The 23,875-nt window shown below is 54.4% G+C and carries 24 protein-coding genes; 16 read left to right on the top strand and 8 right to left on the bottom strand.

All coding sequences use genetic code 11. The features are described from left to right. The first annotated feature begins 274 nt into the window (after positions 1-274). On the top strand, positions 275-961 hold the full coding sequence (locus K8V32_RS02490; protein ID WP_303902359.1) for a LysM peptidoglycan-binding domain-containing protein: 687 nt from the start codon (positions 275-277) through the stop codon (positions 959-961). Positions 962-1,046: 85 nt separating this feature from the next. On the opposite strand, the gene tal is transcribed toward K8V32_RS02490, so the two are convergent. Then, positions 1,047-2,165, bottom strand: a complete 1,119-nt coding sequence (tal, locus tag K8V32_RS02485) for a transaldolase (RefSeq protein ID WP_303902356.1) — start codon at positions 2,163-2,165, stop codon at positions 1,047-1,049. 9 nt (positions 2,166-2,174) lie between these two features. Then, positions 2,175-4,322: a transketolase gene (gene tkt / locus K8V32_RS02480; protein WP_303902352.1), complete on the bottom strand. Its 2,148-nt coding sequence runs from the start codon at positions 4,320-4,322 to the stop codon at positions 2,175-2,177. Between the two features lie 204 nt (positions 4,323-4,526). Here tkt and K8V32_RS02475 point away from each other — a divergent pair, with 204 nt between their 5' ends. Further along, on the top strand, positions 4,527-5,519 hold the full coding sequence (locus tag K8V32_RS02475; protein WP_303902454.1) for a heme o synthase: 993 nt from the start codon (positions 4,527-4,529) through the stop codon (positions 5,517-5,519). A 3-nt stretch (positions 5,520-5,522) separates the two neighbouring features. Next, complete coding sequence (locus K8V32_RS02470; RefSeq protein WP_303902350.1) at positions 5,523-6,062, top strand: Cpe/LpqF family protein; 540 nt, start codon at positions 5,523-5,525, stop codon at positions 6,060-6,062. Between the two features lie 304 nt (positions 6,063-6,366). On the opposite strand, the gene K8V32_RS02465 is transcribed toward K8V32_RS02470, so the two are convergent. The 3 genes from K8V32_RS02465 to K8V32_RS02455 form a co-directional block, all read right to left on the bottom strand. Then, positions 6,367-7,383, bottom strand: a complete 1,017-nt coding sequence (locus K8V32_RS02465; protein ID WP_303902347.1) for a COX15/CtaA family protein — start codon at positions 7,381-7,383, stop codon at positions 6,367-6,369. A gap of 62 nt (positions 7,384-7,445) precedes the next feature. Continuing rightward, complete coding sequence (locus K8V32_RS02460) at positions 7,446-8,216, bottom strand: ABC transporter permease (RefSeq protein ID WP_303902344.1); 771 nt, start codon at positions 8,214-8,216, stop codon at positions 7,446-7,448. Continuing rightward, a complete protein-coding gene (locus K8V32_RS02455) occupies positions 8,203-9,063 on the bottom strand; it encodes an ABC transporter ATP-binding protein (protein ID WP_303902341.1) in 861 nt (286 codons plus the stop codon). Before K8V32_RS02455 ends, K8V32_RS02460 begins: the two co-directional genes overlap by 14 nt. A 260-nt stretch (positions 9,064-9,323) precedes the next feature. Between K8V32_RS02455 and K8V32_RS02450 the strand changes: the two genes are divergently transcribed. The 7 genes from K8V32_RS02450 to K8V32_RS02420 all read left to right on the top strand — a co-directional run bounded on the left by K8V32_RS02450 (position 9,324) and on the right by K8V32_RS02420 (position 16,557). Then, the gene (locus K8V32_RS02450; RefSeq protein ID WP_303902338.1) at positions 9,324-10,070 is read left to right on the top strand and encodes a helix-turn-helix transcriptional regulator; all 747 of its coding nucleotides are present in this window, start codon (positions 9,324-9,326) and stop codon (positions 10,068-10,070) included. Positions 10,071-10,164: 94 nt separating this feature from the next. Next, positions 10,165-11,625, top strand: coding sequence for a Fe-S cluster assembly protein SufB (gene sufB / locus K8V32_RS02445; RefSeq protein ID WP_303902335.1), 1,461 nt, complete (start codon positions 10,165-10,167; stop codon positions 11,623-11,625). Between the two features lie 59 nt (positions 11,626-11,684). Beyond that, positions 11,685-12,884 carry a Fe-S cluster assembly protein SufD gene (gene sufD, locus K8V32_RS02440; RefSeq protein ID WP_524536675.1) on the top strand — a complete coding sequence of 400 codons (1,200 nt, stop codon included), beginning with the start codon at positions 11,685-11,687 and terminating at the stop codon, positions 12,882-12,884. A gap of 64 nt (positions 12,885-12,948) precedes the next feature. Continuing rightward, positions 12,949-13,713, top strand: a complete 765-nt coding sequence (gene sufC, locus K8V32_RS02435) for a Fe-S cluster assembly ATPase SufC (protein WP_303902329.1) — start codon at positions 12,949-12,951, stop codon at positions 13,711-13,713. A 44-nt stretch (positions 13,714-13,757) separates the two neighbouring features. Next, positions 13,758-14,081: a metal-sulfur cluster assembly factor gene (locus K8V32_RS02430; protein WP_303902326.1), complete on the top strand. Its 324-nt coding sequence runs from the start codon at positions 13,758-13,760 to the stop codon at positions 14,079-14,081. Positions 14,082-14,190: 109 nt separating this feature from the next. After that, entirely contained in the window at positions 14,191-14,880 is a 690-nt protein-coding gene (locus K8V32_RS02425; RefSeq protein ID WP_303902323.1) for a ribonuclease H family protein, read from the top strand. Positions 14,881-14,958: 78 nt separating this feature from the next. Next, positions 14,959-16,557, top strand: a complete 1,599-nt coding sequence (locus K8V32_RS02420; protein ID WP_303902320.1) for an ABC-F family ATP-binding cassette domain-containing protein — start codon at positions 14,959-14,961, stop codon at positions 16,555-16,557. Positions 16,558-16,570: 13 nt separating this feature from the next. Here the strand turns inward: K8V32_RS02420 and K8V32_RS02415 are convergent, their stop codons facing one another. Then, entirely contained in the window at positions 16,571-17,473 is a 903-nt protein-coding gene (locus K8V32_RS02415; protein WP_303902317.1) for an SURF1 family cytochrome oxidase biogenesis protein, read from the bottom strand. 250 nt (positions 17,474-17,723) lie between these two features. Next, positions 17,724-18,221, bottom strand: a complete 498-nt coding sequence (locus K8V32_RS02405) for a DUF3099 domain-containing protein (protein WP_303902314.1) — start codon at positions 18,219-18,221, stop codon at positions 17,724-17,726. Between the two features lie 126 nt (positions 18,222-18,347). On the opposite strand from K8V32_RS02405, the gene fabG reads away from it, so the two are divergent. The 3 genes from fabG to K8V32_RS02390 all read left to right on the top strand — a co-directional run bounded on the left by fabG (position 18,348) and on the right by K8V32_RS02390 (position 20,658). Continuing rightward, positions 18,348-19,058: a 3-oxoacyl-[acyl-carrier-protein] reductase gene (gene fabG / locus K8V32_RS02400; RefSeq protein ID WP_303902311.1), complete on the top strand. Its 711-nt coding sequence runs from the start codon at positions 18,348-18,350 to the stop codon at positions 19,056-19,058. Positions 19,059-19,063: 5 nt separating this feature from the next. Further along, a complete protein-coding gene (locus tag K8V32_RS02395) occupies positions 19,064-19,834 on the top strand; it encodes an SDR family oxidoreductase (protein WP_303902308.1) in 771 nt (256 codons plus the stop codon). A 134-nt stretch (positions 19,835-19,968) separates the two neighbouring features. Next, a complete protein-coding gene (locus K8V32_RS02390) occupies positions 19,969-20,658 on the top strand; it encodes a suppressor of fused domain protein (protein WP_303902305.1) in 690 nt (229 codons plus the stop codon). Positions 20,659-20,689: 31 nt separating this feature from the next. Here K8V32_RS02390 and serB read toward each other — a convergent pair whose 3' ends face one another. Beyond that, positions 20,690-21,541 (bottom strand): phosphoserine phosphatase SerB, encoded by an 852-nt coding sequence (gene serB / locus K8V32_RS02385; RefSeq protein ID WP_303902303.1) that lies wholly within the window; start codon positions 21,539-21,541, stop codon positions 20,690-20,692. A 146-nt stretch (positions 21,542-21,687) separates the two neighbouring features. Here serB and K8V32_RS02380 point away from each other — a divergent pair, with 146 nt between their 5' ends. From K8V32_RS02380 to K8V32_RS02370, 3 genes are all read left to right on the top strand, one after another. Further along, positions 21,688-22,458, top strand: a complete 771-nt coding sequence (locus K8V32_RS02380) for an ABC transporter ATP-binding protein (RefSeq protein ID WP_303902448.1) — start codon at positions 21,688-21,690, stop codon at positions 22,456-22,458. Between the two features lie 18 nt (positions 22,459-22,476). Further along, positions 22,477-23,307: a sulfite exporter TauE/SafE family protein gene (locus tag K8V32_RS02375; protein WP_303902300.1), complete on the top strand. Its 831-nt coding sequence runs from the start codon at positions 22,477-22,479 to the stop codon at positions 23,305-23,307. A gap of 165 nt (positions 23,308-23,472) precedes the next feature. Next, the gene (locus K8V32_RS02370) at positions 23,473-23,730 is read left to right on the top strand and encodes a type B 50S ribosomal protein L31 (protein ID WP_043058278.1); all 258 of its coding nucleotides are present in this window, start codon (positions 23,473-23,475) and stop codon (positions 23,728-23,730) included. Positions 23,731-23,875 lie beyond the last annotated feature (145 nt).

The following is a 23,875-nucleotide window of genomic DNA, read 5'->3' as shown; positions in this document are numbered from 1 at the left end:
CATTAAAAGGTCTACACTTAAAGTAAATAAACCTTCTTCTGACAAGGTCAAATACAGTCGCAGAGTGCAGCAAAGCGTGAGGGATGAACCATTCAAAGGTGGTTTTACTGCATCACGGTTTGATAACAAATCGAGAAGCTGTAGTGTGGCAACCTCAGGTCATTTCAGTACCGTTGGCATCTTCAAATATTCATCAAAAAACTTCAGGATGACCAACCATGGCCTGCACATGAGATCCCTATCGCAAAATTGCGAAGGAAAGGATTGACCAAACGTGAAGACGCAACCTCGTCATCGTAAGCAGAAACCATCACGCGGCACCTTCGCCGCGAAATCGCTAGCCGCTGCTGCGGCGATTTCCCTGCCATTTCTGGGCTTTGCCGCCCCCGCGAACGCGGACAATGGCAGTACCTGGGACCAGCTGGCCGAATGTGAATCGGGCGGTAACTGGAACATAGATACCGGTAACGGCTACCGCGGCGGGCTGCAGTTCAGCCAGTCAACTTGGGAAGCCTACGGTGGCTCCGGAAACCCAGCTGATGCCAGCCGCGAGCAACAAATTGCTGTCGCTGAAAACGTCCTCGAGGGGCAGGGCTGGGGCGCATGGCCAGCCTGCTCATCTCAGCTTGGCTTATCTGGTAACGCCCAGCCATCCGGTGGTTCTGGCGAACAAGCTCAGCAAGAGCAGCCAGCCCAGCAACAACAGCAAACCCAACAGCAGCAGACACCTGCGGAACAACCAGCTCAGCAGTCCCAGCCTGTCCAGCAGCAAACCGAAGCTACACCTCAGCAGGCTGCTCCCAGCGGCAAAACCTACACGGTAGTAGCCGGGGATACGCTGTCAAAGATTGCTCAGGCACATGCTGTCAGCGGTGGTTGGCAGGCCTTGTATGAAGCGAATGCAGCCACGATTGCTGACCCTGTCCTGATTTATCCCGGACAGCAGATCGTTATTCCTTAATATGGCAAGGCCTAGGCCTTAGCAACACGACTGAGCCCGGCGCATTCTGCAAGCTATGCGCCGGGCTCAGTCGTGTTCTGTGAGTCTATTGGTGGCGCTTGAGCTGTTCCTCAATATCTGTGAGGAGTTCATTCCATGCGTCAACGAATTTTTCGAGACCCTCTACTTCGAGTTTCTCTACAACCTGGTTGTAGTCCACTCCGGCACGCGCTATCGCATCGAGGTCTTCGTCGTCCATTTCGTAATATTCCGGGATGCGGGTATCGGTGATCTCCCCGTGATCAGCCACGGCATTGAGCGTGGCTTCTGGCAGGGTATTGACCGTATGCTCAGCCACGAGACCATTGACGTAGCGCACATCGGAATACTCTGGGTTCTTCGTGCCTGTGGAAGCCCACAGCGGACGTTGCAATCGGGCGTTGGAAGCGGCGAGCAACTGCCAACGTTCCGTTTCTTGAGCTTGTTCAAAGATTCTGTAGGCAAGCCGAGCATTGGCAATACCTGCACGACCACGCAGCTGCTGCACCTGGTTGTCAGGCAGCTCAGCAGCCTCGAGCTGATTGTCGATTTCGGTGTCTACACGGGATACGAAGAAGCTAGCCACTGAGTGAAGCTTCGACAAATCATGACCGTTGGTGCGAGCCCCTTCTAATCCAGCAAGCCATGCGTTGATAACTTCGCGGTATCGGGTCAAGGAGAAGATCAGCGTGACATTGACGCTGATGCCCTCGGCGAGAACCCGAGTGATCGCCGGAAGCCCTTCGGTCGTGGCAGGGATCTTGACCATCACATTTTCACGGCCCACCTTCTGTTGGAGTTCGATGGCTTGAGCAACCGTCTCCTCAGTGTTGCGTGCGAGTCGAGGATCAACTTCGATCGAAACCCGACCGTCGTAGCCATCGGTTGCAGCGTAGACATCGGCCAGGACATCACAGGCAGCGCGGACATCGTCGGTGGTCATTTCTACGATGGCGGTAGTGGCATCTGCCCCCGAGGCCGCCAATTCCGTGAGTTGTTTGTCATAGGCGTTACCACTGGTCAGTGCCTTAGCAAAGATCGCCGGATTCGTAGTGACGCCCGTAATGGTTTTGGTATCGATGAGTTCTTGTAGATCGCCGGAGGTTAGGCGGTCACGAGACAGGTCATCTAGCCACAGTGACACGCCGGCGTCGTCGAGGGCTTTAGTGTACTGATTCTGAGTCACAAAGAGTCCTTAGGCGTTGTAGAGGCTGTTGACTTTATTCACGAGGGCTTCGGCGGTAATACCGAATTTGCTAAACAGCGTCTGGTAATCAGCCGAGGCACCGAAGTGTTCCAGCGAGACCGAATGGCCATGACCGCTGGTGTATTGCTGCCAGCCTTGTTCAACACCGGCCTCGATCGAGACCCGGAGCGCAGTTGTCGGCAGCACCTCGTTGCGGTAGTCCTCATCTTGGGCGTCGAACCATTCCAGACATGGGGCCGATACCACGCGCGTGGCAATGCCAGAAGCTTGAAGTGTTTGACGGGCTTCCACCGCCAATTGAACTTCTGAACCGGTTGCAATCAGTACGACGTCAGGGTTCGTTTCGCCGCGGTCATTGCTGGCTTCAACCAGCACGTATGCACCGCGTGCGACACCGTCGGCTGGACGGAACCCGTCCCGGCTGCGGTCAAAGACCGGCAGTGCCTGACGAGACAGAATCATCCCGGATGGACGTTCGCGCTGGGACAGAATGGTCTTCCACGCAACCGAGACTTCATTGGCATCTGCTGGGCGGACAACGTCAAAATTCGGGATCGCACGCAGTGCTGCTAGGTGTTCAACGGGCTGGTGAGTTGGGCCATCCTCTCCTAGACCGATCGAGTCGTGGGTCCAGACATAAATTGCTGGGACACCCATCAGTGCTGCCAGGCGTACCGCTGGGCGCATATAGTCCGAGAAAATCAGGAATGTGCCAGCATAGCCTCGGGTAAGCCCACCCAGGGTAATCCCGTTGACGATAGCGCCGGAGGCGTGCTCACGGATCCCGAAGTGTAGGGTGCGTCCATAAGGGTGACCCGACCAGCTAGTGGTTTGGCGCTCCACCGGCAAAAATGATGGCTCACCGGCCATGGTGGTGTTATTTGAGCCGGCCAGGTCGGCTGAGCCACCCCACAGTTCAGGCATAACATCGGCCAGAGCTGACAGTACCTTGCCAGATGCCGCACGCGTGGCCATGGATCCTTCAGATGCCTCGAACGTTGGGAAGACATCCTCGAAACCCTCTGGTAATTCACCAGCTACTAGGCGATCATAAAGCCTAGCAGCATCAGGATTCTCATCTCGCCAGCTCTGATATGCGGCTTCCCAGTTCTCACGGTACTCCGCCGAGCGTTGTTGGACAGTGCGCGCATGTTTCAGAAGTGCGTCGTCCATCACGAAGTGTTCATCGGTGTTGAATCCCAAGACCTCTTTGAGTCCAGCAAGTTCTTCGGCCCCCAGTTTCGCGCCGTGTATACCACCGGTATTTTGTTTCGTCGGTGATGGCCAGCCGATGATCGTGCGCAGTGAAATCAGCGAAGGCTTAGCAGTTTCTTTTTTGGCATTAATGATTGCTTCGTACAGTGCTTTGGTATCTTCGACGTAGTCGCCAGTCTGCAACCAATCGATGCGCTGTACATGCCATCCGTAAGCTTCGTAGCGCTGCTCAACATTTTCGGTAAAGGAAATGTCTGTGTCGTCTTCGATGGAGATTTTATTATCATCCCAGATGACGATGAGGTTGCCCAGTTCTTGGGTACCAGCCAGCGACGACGCTTCAGAGGTCACACCTTCTTGGAGATCGCCGTCAGAAGCGATCACGAACACGTGGTGATCAAACGGTGAACTACCGGGAGCTGCTTGCGGGTCAAGCAAACCACGGACACGACGCTGATCATAGGCAAAGCCGACAGCCGAGGCTAGACCCTGACCAAGCGGGCCGGTGGTAATTTCTACGTGGTCGGTATCGCCGTATTCCGGGTGACCGGGTGTTTTTGATCCCCAGGTACGCAATGCCTGGAGGTCTTCCATTTCCAGTCCGGCACCAGCGGCGAATAATTGTAGGTACAGTGTGAGCGACGTGTGACCAGGGGAGAGGATGAAGCGGTCGCGGCCTGCCCAGTGTGGATCGCTGGGATCAAAGTGCATAATGTTTTGAAACAACTGCCAGGCAACCGGTGACAAGGAGAACGCGGTGCCCGGGTGGCCCGACCCAACCTTTTCCACCGCGTCTGCGGCGAGTACGCGTAAGGTGTCAACCACGCGTCGATCCTGATCAGAGTAGACATACTCTCGGGCGGGAAGCTGGCGGTTGAGTGCGGTCGTCGAGACGGACGGATTTGTTGCGGAGGAAACCACGAAATGCCTTCCTGAAAGGTAGCGATAGTTGAGCCAATTGGGTGCTGCTAAAGCAAAAACACTCTCTAAGCTTACCGGGCAAAAGGCGCGGACAGCCATGATTTGCGCGCGGGGCGTTACACAACAGCTACACTATATAGAGGCACCGACATGTCACGGTAGCCAAAGATTTACTTACTTGTTACGTAGAATACGAGAGTATTGATGTCAACATCGCTAGAGTCCGCAACCAAACAGAGCGCATCGCTCACTTCTGCTTCGGAGCCGACTCGAGAAAAAATCGGGTTTCGACGTAAGGCCAAAGCATATCTGGCACTGACGAAACCTCGAGTTATCGAACTGTTGTTGGTCACCACGTTGCCAACTATGATTTTTGCTCACCGCGGTTGGCCTGACTTATGGACCGTCTTGGCAACCATGGTAGGTGGCGCATTAGCAGCCGGTGCATCGGGATCATTTAACTGTTACATCGACCGTGACATTGACCAGCACATGAAGCGGACTAAAAACCGTCCACTAGTCACCGGCGAAGTGACCCCTCGCGAAACCTTAATCTTCTCATGGGTGCTCACCGTAGCCTCCATTGCGATCTTGGCACTCGGGACCAACTGGCTGGCCACCGCCTTCGGTATCGCTGCTATCTTCTTTTACGTCGTCGTCTACTCACTCATTCTGAAGCGCCGCACCGAACAGAATATTATCTGGGGCGGCCTGGCCGGTTGCTTCCCGGTGCTGATTGCCTGGGCTGCTGTCCGCGGCACCGTTGAATGGCCCGCCGTCGTACTCTTCGTTGTGATTTTCTTGTGGACGCCTCCGCATTACTGGCCACTGAGCCTGAAATATAAAGAGGACTACCAAGAAGTCGCTGTCCCAATGCTCGGCGCGATTGCCACATCCCGCCGTGTTTCCTCACAGGTTGTGCTCTACACCTGGGCGACCGTGATCTTCTCGCTGTTATTGGCGCCCATGGGTTGGGCAGGGATCGTCTACACGGCGACCGCGGCAGTATCGGGTGGCTGGTTCATTTACGAAGCGCATAAGCTATACCGTGACTCCCAACGTCCAGACTTCACCGATAAGAAGGCCATGCGCGTCTTCCATCTGTCCATCACCTATCTGACGTTGATCTTCGTCGCGCTTGCCGTGGATCCATTCGTCGGGACACCACTCATGGGAGACATGGTCACCGCACCATAAACTATGCAACTTACAACACCACGCACCATCCTGCTGACCCTGTTCACCGCAACCACATTGACACTGACCGGTTGCGTGGCGGATCCCGATATCGCTGACGACCTCCCAGATCAAGGTGCAGCACCAACTCACGTCGCAGCAGTCACTTTCCCAGATACCGAGGTCGCCCAGACCTCCGAATGGGTTGTGGAAGAGATCAACGGCATCCGAGCCATCAATAAACAAGACTGGTACCCCCGCGTTTCGCCCGAACTGTCAGAGGACATCCCCGTGGACTCGCTGGTGGGCACGCTGAACTCACAATTGCGGCCATCGCTGCCGTTTGTGCCATCCGACTACGAAGAACCTGAACCCAATTATGGGATCACCCGGCTGACACCCGATCTGACCGCCCAACCGGTTGATTTACACATTCAAGTTGATGACACCGGTCTCATCAGCGCCCTGTGGTATGAGACCGTCGAATCCGATGCGACGACGAACACTACTGAGCAGCCCTCCGACGACGGCGAAGAAATCCCATCCGATGGGCTGGGTCAATGACGCCGTAGCTTGAAAACACAGCTGAAAAGCACTCGCGACATCACAGTGCGGGTGCTTTTGTTTTGCTTACACAATGACATCCCCCGCCAACGGCAGGTCAGCCCTGGCGCGGCCCCTCATACCGATAAACATGACTCCAATAAAGAGCAGCACGATGTGAAATTTTGTGGTGCTACACATCGATAGCTGATCAAACGTGGAATGACAGTCTTTTGTGTCATCGCTTAATGTAAGACGGCCAGCGCCAATGACGACGCTGGCAGTTATTACACTTTTGGAGACCCTGAGGTCTGCCTACGGGAGATTATGCCGAGGCTAAATGTTCTTTTGGACCTTCGACAATTCGTTCGGCTTGGGTGGGTCGGGTGGTGTACTTTGCGGTAAATACGTCCAACACCATGGTCATGGCCCAGGTGACGAGTCCGATGCCGACCATATGTAAGCCAACTACAAGAATCGGTAGCCCATTGAAGTGCTGGTAGAAGCCCACCAAGGCCTGGAACACGATCACCGCGATAAATGCCCAGACTGCCCGACGCTGCCGCTGTGACGTATCCATGCGGTACATCATGACAGCCACCACGATCGCCAAAATGGTCATGAGGTAGACGGGAGCAGCATGCATGCGGGTCACCAGCAATTGGTCAAAGTCGTGTCGTGGAGCTGTTGGGTCGCCACCGTGTGGCCCAGACCCGGTTACGACCGTACCGATAACCAGTACGACCCAGCCGGCAACATAAATCACGATCGCACAGACTCGGGTCAGAGAATTCGATTGACCGTCCTGTACCCGGACCGGATGGTCGTTGGTCAGGCGAGCCCGTCGTTCAGCACCAATGCGATGAGCCAATAATGTCGCGACCGAGACCATAATCGCCGAGACGATGAAGTGCAGGCTGACAACCCATGGGTTCAGATCGGTCCAGACGGTTATGCCACCGATAACAGCCTGTGCGGGAATAACCAAGAACAGGACGATTGACATATTGAATAGCGACCGGTGTGTCTTGCGGACCCGGAGTAGCGCTAGAATCATGAGCACGGCAATTGCAGCCAGTACAAAGGTCAGTAGACGGTTGCCAAATTCGATCATCCCGTGAATACCCATCTCCGGGGTTGTCACATAGGAGTCAGGGGTGCACCGTGGCCACTCGGAACAGCCCAGACCCGACGCCGTCAAGCGCACAGCTCCACCGGTGACGATAATGCCGGCCTGGGAGATGACTGAGGCTACGCCGAGAATCATGGTCCACAGGGTGAACGTGCGAGGCATTAGCACATCAACCCAACTGTGGGCCGCGTGATCGCCTGAAGTAGTCATGAAAAGAATCCCTCAATATTCGTGGTGAGTGTGTTGCCACACTCGTGATGATGGCACATGGATTAACGCCACTTAAACCAGCGTATAGTGCCAAGGCTTAGGAGGACGGCCCAGATACACAGAATGACCAGTGAAAGGCCGTCGAAGCTGCCATCCAAGAGGGCAGCGCGTAGCCCGTTTCCAAGGGCTGCCGACGGTAGATAGTCGACAAACACGCTGCCGGCGAATTCAGCTACTGGGAAGACGACGCCGCCCAGCGCACCTAGGATGACCCAGGAAATATTTGTGATGGCCAGGGTCGCTTCAGCGCGTACTGTCCCGGCAATCAATAAGCCCAGTCCTGTAAAGGTCATAGCTCCCAGGATGACGAATAGCAGCGCCATGCCGACACCTGAAACTTCGGGGGACCAGCCCAATAGCAGAGCCACGCCACCGATAACCACCAGTTGGGTGGTTTGTACCATCAGGACGGCAACAACTTTGCCTAATAGCAGCCCGATCGGGCCCAGCGGAGTGGTAGCCAGATATTGCAGCACCCCGTAGCGGCGGTCAAAACCTGTCGCAATGCCTTGGCCGGTTAGCCCAGATGACAACACAGATAGCGCAAGGATACCCGGCGTAGCAATGTCGATCGTCGACGGCCCCCCGGGAGTATCAAATAGATCAGTGAAATACAGGCCTGCTAAGGCCAGCAAGGGTAGGATAATTGAGACCAACAGTTGTTCGCCGTTTGTCACCGTCACTCGGGTTTCGTAGCGACCTTGCGCTAATACTTTGGAGACCAAAGATGCCGAGTGCGGTCTTTCTACCGGCGTCAGATCAAGCGTGGTCATGTGCCGTCAACTCCCAAAATACGTCTTCAAGTGACTTGCTATTCAACCCCATATCCACGGGCATGATGTCGTGGTGAACCATCCATGCCGTCAGGGCATGAAGATCGGCGGGTCCTTCGATGCCAGATACACACCACGTCAAGGATTCTGTTTGAAGGTCATCGCGAAACAAGCTTAGGTGCGGCGGAAAATCCTGACGTTGTTCAACGGTCAACTCCTCGGCCACCCGAAAAGTAAACGGTGGCCGAAACCCCGTGGCGGTCAGTTCCTGGACTGAACCTGCGGCTTCAACTCGACCGTCGCGAATCAACACGACGTGATCAGCCAATCGCTGGGCGTCTTCTAATAGATGCGTGGTCAAAATAATGCAGACCCCCACAGCTTTGAGTTCTTCGATGAGTTCAAACACAATACGGCGGGATACCGGATCGAGTCCCGCCGACGGCTCATCTAAAAAAACCACCCGGGGGCGTCCTACCAGGGCTGCTGCCATGCCCAGCCGTTGCCGTTGCCCACCGGATAACCGTCGAATCTGCCGGTCTTTGAAGTCGTTGATGTCTAAGCGGTCCATCAAAGCATCAATATCGGCAGGCTGTCGATAGAGCCGTTGCAGGTGCTGAAGTAACCGTTGCCCGGTGACTGCCATGGGCAACCCGCCGTCTTGTAACATCACACCGACTTGGCTGCGTAAGTCAGCTCCAGCGCGATATGGGTCAACACCAAGCAACCGTACGGTTCCAGCACTGGCCTTATCAATGCCTTGCGCTATCGATAGCGTCGTGGTTTTCCCCGCACCATTGGGCCCCAACAGGGCTGTGACCTCACCGGCTTGGGCACGAAAGCTCACTCCCTTAAGAATGTGGAAGCGGCCGTTACGAGCCGGCACATCGCGATGAACATTTGTTAATGACAGCATGAACGAGAAATCACAACACTAGTGCAGAATCAAGAATAAATACGGCCTTAGTTTAGCCGCATATTCTGACAATTACTGTCATGCGCGGGTTTCGGCGCCTTGGCCAACAGCAAAACATCATCGTCCGTGAGCAGGAACATACGGACCCTGGCTAGCCAAATAGCCGAAGTTGTCTATAATTAGGGCATACCATGTTTACTAAATTCGCTGATAGCCCCTCAGATAATCCCACTTCTGGTAGCGGTCCCACCAAAACGACCCGCCAAAAGGTTATGCATGCTGTCCTGTCACAAGGACCGGTTAGCGCTGCGACAATCGGTAAGAATCTCGATCTCACCGCCGCTGCTGTACGTCGTCACCTGGATGCACTCGAAGAAGAAGGGCTCGTCGAGGTCAAAGCCGTTTCGGGCTCCCAACGCGGAGCTGGAAGGCCATCACGTCGATATGTTGTGACCCAACAGGGTCAGGTTGAACTCGGCGATGATTATCTGGAGGTCGCCAAGGACGCGATGACTGCGATCCGTGAACTCGGTGGACAAGAAGCCCTGCGGGGCTTTGCCCGAAATTATTTCAGCAACATCGAACAGCGCTTCCATGAAGAGATCGGTGAGAACTCAACACTCAACGATCGGATTCAAACGCTGACCAACGTGCTCGCAGAGCTCGGCTTCGCGGCAACGACACGCCGCGCCGGAAGAACCGCGAAGGTTACCACTCTGCGCGCCGCCCAGATCTGCCAGGGACATTGCCCAATCCAAGAACTGGCCGGAGAATTTCCACTGTTTTGTGAGGAAGAAACTGACTTATTCGCGCGTTTACTAGAAGTAGACGTTCGACGACTCGCGACAATGCCCACAGGTGGCCATGTGTGTAACACCCACGTACCATTGGGGCGGGCAGCACATGCGTCACTCAGAGCAGCAACGAGTTCCCGATAGTTTTAGTGGACGAACAAAAACCATAATCATCGAAAGTCGCAACAGGCTTTATTGATGATCACCAAATCACGACCCGTTATAAAAGAGGTTGATAATGACGGATCAAATCAGTCAAGAAACCGCCCATCCCGGTGTGATCCAAGACGTTCTGGACGCAAACCCAGAACTGGAAGCCATCGGACCCTACGAATTCGGCTGGCATGACCCGGATCCAGCCGGAGAAAAAGCGGTACGCGGCCTCAATGAAGATGTCGTCCGCAACATCTCTGCGCTAAAAGACGAGCCAGAGTGGATGCTGAAAACCCGCCTGAAGGGTCTTCGCTACTTTGATCGCAAACCGATGCCAACGTGGGGTGCAGACCTCTCCGGCATCGATTTCGATCAGATCAAATACTTCGTTCGCTCGACCGAGCGCCAGGCCACCCGCTGGGAAGACCTGCCAGAAGACATTCTGGAAACTTACGAGCGTCTGGGGATTCCGGAAGCCGAACGCGAGCGTCTCGTCGCCGGTGTGGCAGCCCAGTACGAATCTGAGGTTGTCTACCATCAGATCAACGATGAGCTAGAACGCCAGGGTGTTGTCTTCCTGGATACCGACACCGGGCTCAAAGAACACGAAGACATGTTCAAAGAGTACTTCGGCTCCGTCATTCCAGTAGGTGACAACAAGTTCTCCGCACTGAACACCGCAGTCTGGTCGGGTGGCTCGTACGTATATGTGCCAAAAGGCGTTCACGTCGAGATCCCACTACAGGCCTACTTCCGGATTAACACCGAGAACATGGGTCAGTTTGAGCGCACCTTGATCATCGCCGATGAAGGCTCCTACGTTCATTACGTTGAAGGCTGTACAGCACCGATCTATAAGACGGACTCGCTGCACTCCGCCGTCGTTGAAATTATCGTCAAAAAGAACGCCCGCGTTCGTTACACGACGATTCAGAACTGGTCAAACAACGTATACAACCTGGTTACCAAGCGTGCAGTCGTTGAAGAAGGCGGCACTATGGAATGGGTCGATGGCAACATCGGTTCCAAGGTCACCATGAAATACCCGGCCGTCTACCTCACCGGCGAACATGCACAAGGCGAAACCTTGACCATGGCATTTGCTGGTGCCGGACAGCATCAGGACACCGGCTCCAAGATGGTTCACTTGGCCCCAAATACCAAATCGAACATCATCTCCAAATCTGTTGCCCGTGGTGGGGGACGCTCCGCTTACCGCGGTCTGGTACAGATCACCGAAGGTGCCAAAAACTCCACAAACAACACCGAGTGTGACGCGTTGTTAGTCGATACGATTTCCCGTACCGACACCTACCCATACATTGACATTCGCGAAGACGATGTCACCCTGGGGCATGAGGCAACCGTTTCCAAGGTCTCCGAAATGCAGCTGTTCTACCTGATGAGCCGTGGCCTGTCAGAAGAAGAAGCCATGGCCATGATCGTCCGCGGTTTCGTAGAACCTATTTCGCGCCATCTGCCAATGGAATACGCACTGGAACTGAACAAACTCATTGAATTGCAAATGGAAGGATCGGTGGGCTAAGCGTGGCCAACACTGACGCAACTACTCTCGACGACGGTCCAGCCCTGTTAATACCGGGGATGGGCGAAGAAGGCGAAACACTTGTCGTCAAGCAAGCGACTGGCCAGCAGTCCGACAGCGACGAAGTAAAATTCGGCACCTCCCGTGCGGATCGTCCCACCAGCTACAACCTTGCAGATTTTCCCGTCCTGACCGGTGAAGAAGAAGACTGGCGCTTCACCCCGCTGCACCGTCTGGCCGGGCTGCACCTGCCAGACGGCGACGACGCACTGCTCACCGGTGCTGCGCCAAAAGTCACGGTAACCGAAGTCGATGGTGTCACTATCGAAACCGTGGGTCGCGATGATAAACGCCTCGGCTCCTTCATGATCCCAGACGACCGCACCTCCGCGGCAGCCTGGGCATCATTCAGCCAAGCCACCGTGATCACCGTTGCTGACAACCTCGAGATCGATACCCCGATCACCGTATCGGTGGAGGGCAACTCGATGGATCCAGCAGCACAACACATCTACGTGGCTGTCGGCGCAAACACCCACGTCAACCTGGTGATCAACCAGACCGGCAAAGCGATTGTCTCGCAAAACATTGAGTTTGCCATTGGTGAAGGTGCCAACGTCAATGTCACCTCGGTTCAGGCCTGGGACGACGAAACCGTACATATCGGTTCACAACAGGCATCCCTGGGTAAAGACTCGACCTTCAAACACGTCGTCATCACCTACGGCGGTTCGCTGGTTCGGCTGACCCCGATCACCCGTTTCGCCGGTGAAGGTGCCACCACCAACATGTACGGCCTGTACTTCGCAGACGCCGGACAGCACCTGGAACATCGCATCTTCATTGACCACTCGACCGATAACTGCACCTCGGATGCGCTCTACAAGGGTGCACTGCAGGGACAAGGTGCACGTACCGTATGGGTTGGAGACGTCCTGATTCAGGGCAACACCTCAGGAACCGACTCGTACGAAAAGAACGAAAACCTTCTGCTGACCGAAGGCGCACAGGCCGACTCGATTCCAAACCTAGAAATCGAAACTGGCATCATCGACTCCGGTGGTCACGCATCCTCCGTTGGACGCTTTGATGAACAGCAACTGTTCTACCTGATGGCTCGGGGTATCCCAGAGCCGGTCGCACGCAAGCTGATCGTACGTGGTTTCCTCAACGAAATCATCCAGAAGATCGGCATCGAGGAAGTCGAAAAAGCCGTGACAGAAGTCATGGAAGAAGAAATCGCCGGACTTGAGCTCTAAACCCCGCTTGTAGCCATTACCAAAAGACCCGTATCCCACGGGCAACAAGGAGACTTTTACAACAATGTCAACTCTTGAGATCAAAGATCTGCACGTCAGCATCGATACCGAACAGGGCGAAGTAGAGATCCTCAAAGGTGTCAGCCTGACCATCAAATCGGGTGAAACCCACGCCATCATGGGTCCAAACGGTTCCGGAAAGTCCACCCTGGCCCAGGCCATAGCTGGTCACCCATCATATAACGTCACCAGCGGTGAAATCCTGCTGGACGGCGAGGATGTCCTAGAAATGGAAGTCGACGAACGCGCCCAGGCCGGCCTGTTCCTCGCCATGCAGTACCCAGTTGAGGTACCCGGCGTCTCCATGACAAACTTCCTGCGTACCGCAAAAACCGCTCTCGACGGTGAAGCCCCATCGATTCGTACTTGGACCAAAGACGTCCGCGAGGCCATGAACAACCTCGAAATGGACCCAACCTTTGCAACTCGTAACGTCAACGAAGGGTTCTCCGGTGGTGAGAAGAAACGCGCAGAGATCCTGCAGCTAGAACTCTTCAAACCAAAATTCGCCATCCTCGACGAAACCGACTCTGGCCTGGACATCGACGCCCTACGTGTCGTTTCCGCAGGTGTCAACCGTGCCCAAGAAAACAACGACCTGGGTAACTTATTAATCACCCACTACACCCGCATCCTGCGTTACATCAAGCCAGACTTCGTACACGTCTTCGTCGACGGCAAAATCGTCGACTCCGGTGGCGCAGAATTGGCTGATCGCCTTGAGGACGAAGGCTACGTCAACTACGAAAAGACCGAAGCCACCGCCTGAGGCAACTCTGATAACGTGCTAAGCAGACGGATCAGGAGGTAAACATGTCCACTGTTGCACAAACACCATTAGATGACATTAAAGAAGCCCTCAAAGACGTCATCGACCCCGAACTCGGTGTCAATATCGTTGATCTGGGACTGCTGTACGGTCTGAACTACGCCGAAGACGGCGCGCTCATCGTTGACATGACGCTCACCACGGCCGCCTGCCCGCTCACTGATGTGATCGAAGATCAGGTTGGCCGTGCGGTAGAGACTATGGTTGACGAATGGCGCCTCAACTGGGTCTGGATGCCTCCATGGGGACCAGAGCGGATCACTGAAGACGGACGCGAGCAAATGCGCGCGCTAGGCTTCAATATCTAACCCAACTGGTTTATCACCAACCGGTCGCACTCCATCCGGTATGCGACCGGTTGGTCATTTAACCCTTTACACTAAGAACGCCCCTACTTTCAGACGATCAAGGACACACATGCTCACAGTCGGCGTAGATGGATCAGCACTCGGCAACCCCGGGCCAGCAGGCTGGGCCTGGTACATCGACGACTCCAACTGGGCCGCTGGGGGCTGGGATGAAGCCACCAACAACCGCGGCGAACTGACCGCCATTATCAAAATCCTGGAAGCAACCCGCAATACGGACCATGATCTAAACATCCTGGCCGACTCTCAATACGCCATCAATTCGATCACGAAATGGATGACCGGCTGGAAAAAACGCGGCTGGAAGAAAGCCGACGGCAAACCAGTGGTCAACCAAGATCTGATGATCCAACTCGACAAGCTCATGACCGAAGCCCAACAAGCGGGACGGACCATCACTTTCAAATGGGTCAAAGGCCACGCTGGCCACCCGCTCAATGAAGCCGCCGACTCCCGTGCCAATGCCATGGCCAAAGGATTCCAAAACGGTCAACCAGCACCGTCTGGCCCGGGACTCAATATAGACAACGACAGCGACGCTGCCACGTTGCAACCTGCCGAAGCCGAACCCGGTATCACAGCCAGCCCGAACGGTTCCGTCACCGTTCACACACCATTGGATCGCAGCATGGCTGATGAGATCGTAACCCGCGCCCAACAGCGTGGCATCACACCGCACCAGGAACTTGCACGACTCATCGAAGCCGGGATGGACGTCCTATACCGAACCGAACAGTGAACAAAATCGTGAAGTCCTTCGGACCCCAATACACTAGACTGTGCCCATCCCATTTCAACATCCTGAGGTAGTACACGCATGATTTCAGCACAACAGTTATCTGTTGTGGTTGGCTCTCGGACCCTGCTGTCCGATGTCACGTTCCACATCAACGCCGGCGACCGTATCGGGCTGGTGGGACGCAACGGCGCCGGTAAAACCACGCTGACCAAAGTGCTCATGGATGAAGTCATCCCCGCAACAGGCAAAGTGATGCGTTCCGGAACCGTCGGCTACCTACCGCAGGATCCTCGCACCGGCGATCTGACGCAGTCGGTGCGGGACAGGATTTTATCGGCACGAGATTTGGCTGAGCTATCACGCCGCATGCGTCGGGCCGAAGAAGAGATGAGTTCATCAGATCCCAAACTTATGGAACGCGGCATGCGTCGCTATCCAGCTGCCGAAGCCGAATTCATCGCCGCCGGGGGATACGCAGCTCAATCTCATGCCGCATCCATTGCAGCCAATCTCGGGTTGGAGAACAGCATCATGGACCGGCCGTTGGAGACTCTGTCTGGCGGGCAGCGTCGGCGCGTGGAGCTGGCCCGAATCCTGTTTGAAAAACCAGACACCATGATTCTCGATGAGCCAACTAACCACCTCGATGCCGACTCCATCATATGGTTACGCGAGTATTTAAAGACCTACGAGGGTGGGCTGCTGATCATCTCTCACGACCTCGATCTAATCGACGAGGTCGTCAACATCGTTTTCTTTCTGGATGCGACCCGCCAGGTCATTGATATTTATTCGATGGGCTACCGTGCCTATCTCAAACAACGCGAAGTCGATGAACGACGTCGTCGTCGTGAACGTGCTTCTGCCGAAAAGAAAGCCGCAGCCTTGTATGCTCAAGCCGATAAGATGCGAGCAAAGGCAACCAAAGCCGTGGCCGCTCAGAATATGGCACGTCGAGCTGATCGTATGCTTTCTGGCCTGGCAGATAAACGTATCGAAGAAAAAGTGGCAAACCTGCGCTTCCCGACCCCTGCACCGTGTGGGAAAGTACCGCTAACGGCCAGCGGTCTATCAAAATCATATGGCTCAACCGAAGTTTTTACCGGAGTCGACCTGGCTATTGATCAGGGCTCTCGTGTCGTCATTCTTGGGTTCAACGGTGCGGGTAAGACAACGCTACTCAAGCTCTTAGCCGGTTATGAGGAACCCGATTCAGGCCAAGTGGAACCCGGATACGGTCTGAAATTGGGCTACTATGCCCAAGAACATGAGACACTAGACATCAATCAGTCTGTATTAGAAAACATGATGTCATCAGCACCGAACCTGGATGAAACCTCAGCACGAACTGTACTGGGGTCGTTCCTTTTTTCTGGTGACGACGCGCATAAACCTGCAGGTGTGTTGTCGGGTGGCGAAAAAACTCGGCTGGCGTTAGCAACTCTGGTGGTTTCTGGTGCCAATGTGCTGCTGCTCGATGAGCCCACGAACAACCTCGATCCAGCCTCACGCGAAGAGATTCTGTCAGCAATTCGCAATTACGAAGGTGCCATCATTCTGGTTACCCACGATGCCGGCGCGGTGCAAGCGCTCGACCCTGATCGCGTACTGGTTTTGCCAGACGCCGATGAGGATATCTGGTCAGAAGACTATTTGGAGTTGGTCGAACTCGCCTAAGCTCAACAGAGCATTAGCTGTTGAGCATCGCGTCTTCAATTTCTTCGTCGGTCATTTGACCCCTACGACGTTTCACCGGTTTGACCCGTTCGATCCGGTGTGCCGATATATAGCCGTCTTCTTCTCGCTCGCCGTACATTTCGTCTTCGCGGTTTCGGACAGCCTTTTGATAGGCAAGCCAGCCCCAGACGACGAACGACATCAGCCCAAACGTAAACCACTGCATTGAATAGGACAAGTGGGGCCCCTCATCACGCTGCGGTTCCGGCATCTGTTGTGGCACCACATCCATCTGTGGTGATTCACCAGCCATCAACCCATAAGCTTCTTCTGCGATCTCATAGTCGAGTTGTTCGCTGACCGTTGGAAGATGAATGGAGGCTACTTGACCGTCGGGAGCATTACGATTGATGGTCTGTTCTCCTGGCACGACACGAACGATAATGCGTGCTTGGCCTTCAGGCGGGGCAGGCACCGTGTCTGGTGCAGTGGCATCTTCACCAATAGGTAGCCACCCTCGGTCAACCAGGATGTGATCGCCGGATTCAGTGAGGAAAGGAACCAACACCTCAAAACCCGGTTCGCCAGCTCGAGGCCGGTTTCGTGCAACGAGCGTGTCTTCTTCCAAATACTCACCCTGTACGATGACTGGAGTCCATTTGTGCTGTTCTTCAAAGTTCTCAAACAGATGCCCTGCCTCATCGTAGGGCACTGGTTCAATGTCGTAGTTATCGACGATCTTATTGATCTCGTCAAGCTTTTCCATGCGACGGTCCATCTGCCATTCGCCCAAGAACACAGTAATAATGGCGAAAATGATGCAGAAGATAAACCCAGCAATCCAGGCGCCAGACAACAAAAACCGGAAGTTCAGCTTCGGTTTTTGGGTGGATTCAGTCTGTTGTTCAATACTCATGAAACATTGTCACCTGGGTAGCGGTTGGATTTCCTTGAGAAAAGCCCGAGACGATAAGAAGTCGGCAAGAAACTGTTTGTGTTCATCACAGGCCAACCATATTTTACGACGATCTGGGGTATGAATTTTCGGGTTATTCCATAGCAGCTGCCATCGTGCGTCTGCTGTGCATGCTTTTCGAGAGCATTGTGGCACGGTACTTTCCGGTTCGGTTGTCGCCGAACCGGACTGGAGAAGATTTCCTAGAAGATCAGGACCTTGTGTCATCATGCTTCTTCTCATCTTCGTCCAGATCAGCGGGGTCTGCCGTGGATTCAGCGGAAGGCGTGCCGGAGTCGGTATTGTCGTCGACGATATCGCCGACGATCACGGTGTTATCGTCGCCTTCTTTCGGCTCGTGTTTGGCTGCTGCAAGTGCGGCTTGTTGGGGAGCAACGGCAGTGATTGACCGATCTTGCACTTGTCGAATATTGTTGGCGATCTGCACGCCAATCCATGGAGCCAACATGCCACCGATAAAGACTACAATCTGAACCCAACCGTGGGTCATCAGGACCACAAATAACGAGGCAATTCGCACGCCGATTAGTACGGCATAGATACGGTTTTTGCGCTCTGAATCAGCGACGACCGACTCTGATGCTCCGGTAATGAGATAGACCTGTCGGTCTTCTTTTTTCTGCTGGCGAGCATGCTCTCGACGATCATGCCGCTGGTGTCGGGAGGAAGATTTCGACCGATGCGTCAAATCGCCTCCTTTCGCGCCGTACGTGTGCGGCACAAATTTCGTTACGTTAGGGGTTGCAACCTCTATTCTCTCACTATCCAGCATAGAGTAGTGGCAAAGCGACTTAATCAATCTCAAGGAGTAAATGTGGCGCAAGGCCGAAGTGTATTAGTAACCGGCGGAAACCGGGGGATTGGCTTGGCCATCGCCCGGGCTTTTCAAGCTAATGGCGATAAGGTCGCCATCACCTCGCGTTCTGGTGAAGGCCCGGAAGATGTATTCACGGTTCAAGCCGATGTCACCGATATGGCCTCATTGGACACCGCATTTGAAAAAGTTGAAGAAGTTCACGGTCCGGTAGAAGTGTTGGTGAACAACGCTGGTGTCACCAACGACCAGTTGCTCCTACGCATGTCCGAAGATGACTTCGAACAGGTGATTAACACCAATCTGACAGGTTCCTTCCGTGCACTGAAACGCGCAACACGGGGCATGATCCGTCTGAAGAAGGGGCGGGTTATCTTCATCTCTTCGGTCGTCGGGCTGTACGGTTCACCAGGTCAAGTCAACTACGCCGCCTCTAAATCGGGTCTCGTCGGCATGGCGCGTTCCTTGACCCGTGAATTGGGCTCGCGCAACATCACCGCCAACGTGGTTGCCCCCGGCTACATTGATACCGAGATGACGCAAGAGCTCAGCGAAGATTTGCAAAAGCAATATAAACAAGCCATCCCGGCAGGACGCTTTGCAGCACCAGAAGAAGTTGCAAATGTGGTTCGCTGGTTGGCGTCAGATGAAGCAAGCTATATTTCGGGCGCAGTCATCCCAGTAGATGGCGGCCTCGGGATGGGACACTAAGACACATGACACAAACTCAAGATTTGGCTGATAAAAGCATTATCGTCACCGGTTCATCGCGCGGTGTCGGAGCCGCCACTGCACAACTTCTGGCTGACCGAGGTGCAGGGATAGTCATTAACTACCGACAAAAAGCCCCACGAGCCAATAAGGTCGTCAAGCAGATCCAAGAAGCCGGTGGCAAGGCTGTCGCGGTCGGTGGCGATATCACCACATCCGAGGGCCGCGCAGCCATGATTCAAGCTGCCAGAGACTCATTTGGCGGACTTGACGTGCTGGTGCTGAATGCTTCAGGCGGCATGGAATCCGATATGGGTGAAGACTATGCCATGCGGCTCAACCGTGACGCCCAGGTGGACATGATGGAAGAGGCCATCGAGGCGATGGAAGCCGGTGGACAGGTTGTGTACGTCACCAGTCACCAGGCGCACTTTATCGATGACGTCCCAACCATGCCGGAATACGAACCAGTCGCCAAGTCAAAACGCGCCGGTGAAGTTGCTTTGCGTGAACGTATTCCAATGCTAAAAGAAAAAGGCATCGGATTTGTCGTCGTCACCGCTGACATGATCGAAGGCACAATTACCGCCACACTACTGAACCGGTTGAACCCTGACGCCATCGAATCACGGCGTCAAGCAGCAGGAAAACTCTACACTGTTGATGAGTTCGCAGCAGAAATCGCCGCCCTGGTTGGACGAGACGAGCTGGAAGTTGGGTACACCGAATATGTCGGTGGTGCGCAGGATTATTTCGAACAGATCGACAAGAAATAACGTTTCCTCATAACGACAGGGCACCGAAAGGAATTTCGGTGCCCTTATCGTCTCCAGCCACTACAGGACAGTGGTTATCCACAATTCGGATGACTCGGCCACTACTGTGCTGTCGAACCTTCTAGGTTGAGCACATGACACACTTTTCTGTATCGCAAAGAAATTCGAAAGTCGAACAATTCGAGCGCCATCTCATTGAAGCGTTGCCCGAGCATATCGGTCAATTCATCGACGGAGAGCCAACGGTCTTTCATGAAACGCATTCGGACCATATGCATCTCGATATATTCATGTGGGAACCGACCGCCCAAAGACCGATTTGGACAATGGTGACCGCTGGACTCTCAGCCCACCCCATGAAGGTTCCAGCTGGAGCAGAATACTACGAACGTGCCGAGTTGGTTTTGACCTTACCGGGGGATTGGCCATCAGTATCTGAGATTCAACGGATGCCTGACAGTCGCGCCAAACGGTTCAGCTGGCCGATCCTGGTCATGAAGCAGCTGGCCAGAATGACATATCTCTACGACACATGGTTAGGGTACGGTCACTCCACGCGGGCGCGTCGCACGATTCACCAGACCTACCCCAAATCTGAGTTCTCGGGACTTCTCATAGAGCAGGTACTGTCCATGCCCCCTGATGCCACAACATTCATGGTCGAAGGTCACACTGTCCACTGCTTAGGCCTCTATGCGCTGTATCCTGCAGAGTTACAATTTATTTTAGAAACACCGCACGGTGGCGCCCATGAAATGATGCACCGGTTTGAAAACGCTAACGTTCACGAAGGCATATTCCCCGGACGCCCAGCGATCGCCTAGTAGACAATTTCTCAGTACCGTTCCAGGGGCCTTAGAACCCCAGGACTGCTCGCAGAATGTCGTGAGTGGGGACCTCAATAATACTGTCGGCATGCTTGCGCACGATCGGTTTTGGACAGAACCCGACACCGTACCCCGCAAGGTCAATCATGTCGAGGTCATTGGCACCATCACCAACCGCCACCGTCGCCTCCAGCGGCACGTTCTGTTCCCTCGCCCACTGACGCAACATTTCTGCCTTAGCGGTTCGATCTATCACACGGCCGGTTACCTTGCCTGTCAGTTTGCCCTCTGCGATCTCCAAGATATTGGCTGCAAATCCGTCTAACCCAAGCTGTTTGGCCAGTGGCTCCAGCGCATGAGTGAACCCTCCAGATACGGCATATACGTACCCACCGGCTTGTTGCACGGCATTGACCAGCTCCTGGGCGCCGTCATGAATTGTGGCCGCGGCTGCGACCTCATCGAGGACCTCTTGTGGAAGGCCAGCCAGAGTTGCTACTCGGTGGTGCAATGAGTCTGCAAAATCAATTTCGCCCCGCATCGCACGTTCAGTAACCTCAGCGACCTCTTGCTCCTTACCAGCGTGAGCTGCCAGCAACTCGATGACTTCCTCATGGATCAGAGTTGAATCCACATCAAAAACTACCAGGGGAGCGTGGCCCTTATGTATTTCAACCTGTGCTGACGGAAGTACAGCAGAGTACCAGTCGGCAGGCAGATCTTTAAGCCGATCTGCTGCCGATACCCACCGATGACCGGTAAAACCAACACCTTCAAGATCCTCCGCGTAAGTGGGTACTCCGTCCAAATGTGGATGCCCCACGTTGTTATAGACCACTACGCGGTCACCAATCTTCATGTTGGCAATATTTATGGGCATTACCGGTTCCTTTCACCAAATCGTTGTGCAACTAGCCTAGTCTGGTTGCTATGAGTTCCACCGAATTGATCCCCTCTGCAACAATTGCGCAACGCCCTATCGTGACCCCTCACGAATTTGAACCACTAGAAGATTCTGTCCTCCATATGTCACACGTCACGCTTCGTCGTGGCCAAAACGTGTTACTGGATGATGTTTCCTGGCACGTCGAAGAGGGACAGCGTTGGATAGTGATGGGACCCAACGGTGCAGGTAAATCGACACTAATCAATATTGCAGCAGCTCGTGCTCATCCCACCAAGGGCAACGTCGCAATCTTAGGTGAAGTCCTGGGCGCGGTCGATGTTTTTGATCTCCGCCCGTCAATCGGCTTGTCATCAACACTGTTAGCCCAGCAAGTACCGGGAGGTGAAACGATCAAGAACCTTGTAGTGACCGCGGCCTATGGTGTCACTGGGCGCTGGCGCGAGGTATACGAACCAGAAGATCTCCAGCGTGCCGAACAGCTGTTGGCACGCTGGGGGATCGCCGGATATGAAGACCGGAAATTCCGGACACTTTCAGAAGGCGAACGCAAGCGTGCTCTAATTGCTCGTGCCATGATGACCGACCCCGAACTGTTGATCTTGGACGAGCCGGCAGCGGGACTGGATCTAGCGGGCCGTGAAACGCTTGTTCGGTCTCTGACACAGTTAGCCAGTGATGCGTTTGCTCCCACACCGATCCTGGTGACCCACCACGTAGAGGAAATTCCACCTAACTTCACCCACGCAATGCTCTTGCGAGAAGGTCAGGTCATTGCGGCCGGCCCTGTCGAAACAGCGTTAACCGAAGAAACCTTGTCAGAAGCTTTCCGGCTACCCTTGAACGTGTCCCGAAATGCTGAAGGTCGGTTCTCAGCCTTCGCACGCACCTAAACACGTTCAAGGAGTCCCATGGAATTATTGGGTTTAGAGTGGTGGCAAGTACTCATTGTGCTACTAGCTGGCTTCTGGGCCGGAACCATTAACTCGGTCGTTGGTTCCGGCACACTCGTCACCTTTCCCACACTCGTTGCAGTGGGCTTCCCACCGGTCACCGCCCAAATGTCCAATGCCATAGGCTTGGTTGCAGCCGGGTTTTCTGGAACATGGGGTTATCGGCGCGAACTTCGTGAAGCCGGTACGATAGCCAGAAAACTCACGTGGGGATCACTGGCCGGTGGACTCATCGGGGCCACGCTGTTGATGCAATTGCCCGCAACCGTCTTTGAGTACGCAGCACCGATTCTCATCGTCTTCGCGATCCTGTTCGTCGTATTTCAGCCACGCCTTAACGCGTGGGTCCGACGACGCCGTCAGGCAGATGGTGATGAGCCCATCAGTCCAGAAGTCTCACCATTGCCGTCAGGCAAGGTGACTCCTGCGCTTTTTATCCTTGTGTTCCTCACGGGTATTTACGGCGGGTATTTCGTCGCCGCGCAAGGCGTCTTACTGATGGGCATCCTGGGTGTCTTTATGACGACTGGCACTCTCGTGCATGCTAACGCTATTAAGACTTGGTTGTCTTTAGCCGTCAATCTCATCGCGGCTACAGGGTATCTACTCTTCGCTTTTGATCGTATCGACTGGACTGCCGTGCTACTCATCGCGGTATCATCACTGATCGGCGGCTCACTCGGCGCCAGGATCGGTCGACGCATCAAAGCCACTGTGCTGCGCATGGTCATCGTGATCGTGGGAATCGCGGGGATCATCAACATGGTGTTGCCTCTCATCAATGGCTAGTGGTAGCACCGCCGGCAACGTCGTTGGTGACGATCGACACGCAGCCTATAGAAGATGCTAGGTCATCGAATACCGTGTAAGATAAGTCCTTGGTCTAACAACCAATTTATCAATTAGTCTTCGTGCGGCTGGCAAAATCCAGTGGCACTATCGAAGGAACTGAGTATGAAACAAGATATTCACCCTGATTACAACTACGTAATCTTCAACGACCTGGCATCAGGCGAACGTGTACTGACCCGTACCACCGCTACTTCGGAACGCACCGCGGAGTGGGAAGACGGCAACACCTACCCGGTAATCGATGTTGAAATTTCTGCTGCTTCGCACCCGTTCTACACCGGTAAGCAACGTATTTTGGACACCGCTGGCCGTGTTGAGCGCTTCAACGCTCGCTTCAAAGGCTTCGGTGGCAAGAAGTAACCACCGGGTACTTCTTTCAATAAGCTTTACGACAGCGCCGCACATAACGTGTGGCGCTGTTTTGTTTGTGTTGAAGAGTCCAGATCTACGCGTCGTCGATATGTTCGGTGCGCATGCGTGCCGAGATAAACGCGATAACCGTTCC

Source organism: Enteractinococcus helveticum, assembly GCF_020742345.1.
Classification (GTDB): Bacteria; Actinomycetota; Actinomycetes; order Actinomycetales; family Micrococcaceae; genus Yaniella; species Yaniella helvetica_A.
This window is presented reverse-complemented; position numbering and strand designations above follow the sequence as displayed.